Source organism: Rummeliibacillus sp. POC4 (assembly GCF_003576525.1).
GTDB lineage: Bacteria > Bacillota > Bacilli > Bacillales_A > Planococcaceae > Rummeliibacillus.
On the sequence record NZ_QWUA01000128.1, the window covers coordinates 1 to 2,916 of the forward strand.

The 2,916-nt window shown below is 30.9% G+C and carries 4 protein-coding genes; 3 read left to right on the plus strand and 1 reads right to left on the minus strand.

Features of this window, described 5'->3' with window-relative positions:
• The first annotated feature begins 203 nt into the window (after positions 1 to 203).
• Together D1606_RS18145 and D1606_RS18150 are read left to right on the plus strand one after the other, a co-directional pair.
• Positions 204 to 404, plus strand: coding sequence for a cold-shock protein (locus D1606_RS18145; protein ID WP_119417414.1), 201 nt, complete (start codon positions 204 to 206; stop codon positions 402 to 404).
• 153 nt (positions 405 to 557) lie between these two features.
• A complete protein-coding gene (locus tag D1606_RS18150; RefSeq protein ID WP_119417415.1) occupies positions 558 to 1,010 on the plus strand; it encodes a GNAT family N-acetyltransferase in 453 nt (150 codons plus the stop codon).
• 81 nt (positions 1,011 to 1,091) lie between these two features.
• Here the strand turns inward: D1606_RS18150 and D1606_RS18155 are convergent, their stop codons facing one another.
• A complete protein-coding gene (locus tag D1606_RS18155; RefSeq protein WP_119417416.1) occupies positions 1,092 to 1,877 on the minus strand; it encodes a M15 family metallopeptidase in 786 nt (261 codons plus the stop codon).
• Between the two features lie 179 nt (positions 1,878 to 2,056).
• Here D1606_RS18155 and D1606_RS18160 point away from each other — a divergent pair, with 179 nt between their 5' ends.
• Positions 2,057 to 2,680 (plus strand): kinase, encoded by a 624-nt coding sequence (locus D1606_RS18160; RefSeq protein WP_119417417.1) that lies wholly within the window; start codon positions 2,057 to 2,059, stop codon positions 2,678 to 2,680.
• Positions 2,681 to 2,916 lie beyond the last annotated feature (236 nt).

Genomic DNA, 2,916 nt, shown 5'->3' on the forward strand with positions numbered 1-2,916 from the left:
GTATAAAATTTTTTTATTTTCGAATTTCATTAGACAAATGGGTATCTGTAGTGTATAATAAAATCAATAAGAACCTCAATAGAGGAAAAGTTAAATTCACGTGTTACAAAGAGTGATCGTGTATTTTCGGTACTTTTTGTAATATGTGAATTTTTTCTTTTGAAAATCTTATATATTAATTTAATTAAATGGAGGTCATTTAAATGACACAAGGTACAGTAAAATGGTTTAACGCAGAAAAAGGTTTCGGTTTTATCGAAGTTGAAGGCGGAGCAGACGTATTCGCTCACTTCTCAGCAATCCAAGGCGAAGGTTTCAAATCTTTAGATGAAGGCCAAAAAGTTCAATTTGACGTTGAAGATGGTCAACGCGGACCTCAAGCTGCAAACATCGTAAAACTTTAATCTTTGAAGAAGTATCAAAAGAGGAATCCTTTTAATAGGGTTCCTTTTTTTTGTGAGTAGGCTTTTTATTTTTTTAAATATGAAGGAGATTCCGTAGTAAATAAAGTAAAATAACATAACATAAGTAGTAAAAATACATAAAGGCGGAGTAATATGTTAATACGTAAACTAAATATTGATGAACGTCCTCCAATGGGTTTGTTATTGTTAGCTGACCCCTCTAGAAAGATTGTTGAGGAATACTTACAAAGGGGACAGTGTTTTGTAGCTGAAAGTAATGATCAAGTAATCGGGTGTTATGTATTACTAGAAACAAGACCTGAAACCGTGGAATTAGTAAATATTGCAGTAGAGGAGATTTTCCAGGGTAAAGGCATAGGAAAAAAATTAGTGATGAATGCGATTGAAGTAGCCAAGTCAAAAGGTTACAAAACGATTGAATTAGGTACTGGAAATTCAAGCATCAGTCAATTAGCTCTATATCAAAAGTGTGGATTTAGAATTACCGGCGTTGATATAGATTTTTTCACTAAGCATTATACAGAAGACATCTTCGAAAATGGTATACAGTGTAGAGATATGATTCGATTATCCCGATATTTGTAAATTTATCAATAAGTTGGTAAAAAAGTAATCAGCAAGTAGCTGTTATCCAGTAGATCTAGCAATACCGGAGATTTCTTTAATTTATTTTAAAATCGAGGTAATAATAAATCCATTTAAATTGTCACCAGACACTTCATGTTTTGTCGAATCAGGGATTTTTGCTTGGTTGGTGTTTTCAACATACTGAACATAATATTTTACACCATTAACCTTAGCCGTGTAGTCTTTTTCATCTTCTAAAAATTTTATATATTCTTCTAAAGACATGTCCTTTTGTTTCATGATTATACTATGTGGCAATCCAACATAACGGAAATGCCAAGGCTCAAATGCAATACCTGTGATGTCTACTTTATTTTCTGGATAGCGTAATATAAAACCGTAATCAGTAGCGTGTTCCTCTAGCCATTTGCCTTCCATCGTTTTATCCATAGTCCCTTGGGTAGAACCAATATCAATCGATAATCCAGTTTGATGTTCACTAGAACCAGAAGGCAATGCATATTCAGCACCCTTTTGTTCGTAAAGTTGTTGCTGTAGTTTGCCGCTTCGGTATGCACTATTGATTTTGAAATGTTGAATATCGTCTTCTTGTGCCGCTTCAAACATCTGTTTTAATGGTTCGATTAAGCTTTGTTGGACTTTATATTCTAAATCGATTAAAACGTTTTCTGTTAAGTCCTTTGGAATTATTGTTAGGTTTGTTGGCTCTTGTTGGAGCTTAAAATCTTTATTGATTAATATTAAATCACCATTGTAAGGTGACTTGTCCTGCAATGAAATTTCCTGATTTAATTTAGGGGAATCATTTATGAAGAATTGATAACAAAATAGGATGATCATTAGTGCTATGATTATTTTTTTCAATATGCTCGCTCCTTTATTAATAGTTTCTAGTATAATAAGAAATTCTTAAAAAATAGTGGTATAAATCTTAAGTTTTTCTTAAATTGAATAATTGGAGGAGTACATTTTTCAAAATTGAAGTCGTGCTTAATAAGTTATTTGAATATATAAAGAATTCGTAATAGGAGAAGGGGTGTACCATGAGTGTTCATAAAATTGTAAATGAATTGTTCCACCTATTTAATACACGTTCGTTTAAGCAACGCCCTTTCATTGTCGCGATTGATGGATTAAGTGGAGCGGGTAAAACGACAATGGTGAAAGAACTCGAAGACGTGCTAAAAAGGAAATGCAATGTCACTATTATTCATATGGATGACCATATAGTGGAAAATACTAAAAGATATAATACCGGGTACGATGAATGGTTTGAATATTACTATTTACAATGGGATATTGACTTGATTAAAAATGATTTATTAGAGAAAATACATAATTACTATACAGAAATTTCTTTGCCTTATTATGATAAGAATTCTAATAAGACTACACTGAAAGAAATTACAATATCATATGACTCCATCATACTAATTGATGGGATATTTCTACAAAGAAAAGAATGGAAAAGTTTTTATGATTATAAAATATTTTTGAATTGCCCAAGAGAAATAAGGTATGAAAGGGTTCTAAATCGAGATTTATATATTGGAAACTTACAAACAAGATTAAATAAGTATAAAAGAAGATATTGGCTAGGGGAAGAGCATTATTTAAAAACGGAAAATCCAATTGAACAGGCAGATAAAATAATAGATATGAATTAATGCTTTGGATAGGATGACTTATTACAACCAATTTTAATACTTAGTGTCTATTCTGTGAATTTCTTTTCAAAAGTTTGGAGATCCTTTGAATAATGATACGCTAAAGTAAATTAAACGATAAAGCTTGAAGTGAGTAAAAAGACGATACAAAAACAAGTAGTGTATACATTTCATACTATATTGTAATATATAAAAGAAAGTTAGCTTTTAGTTCAATATATATATTCTAAAAATAA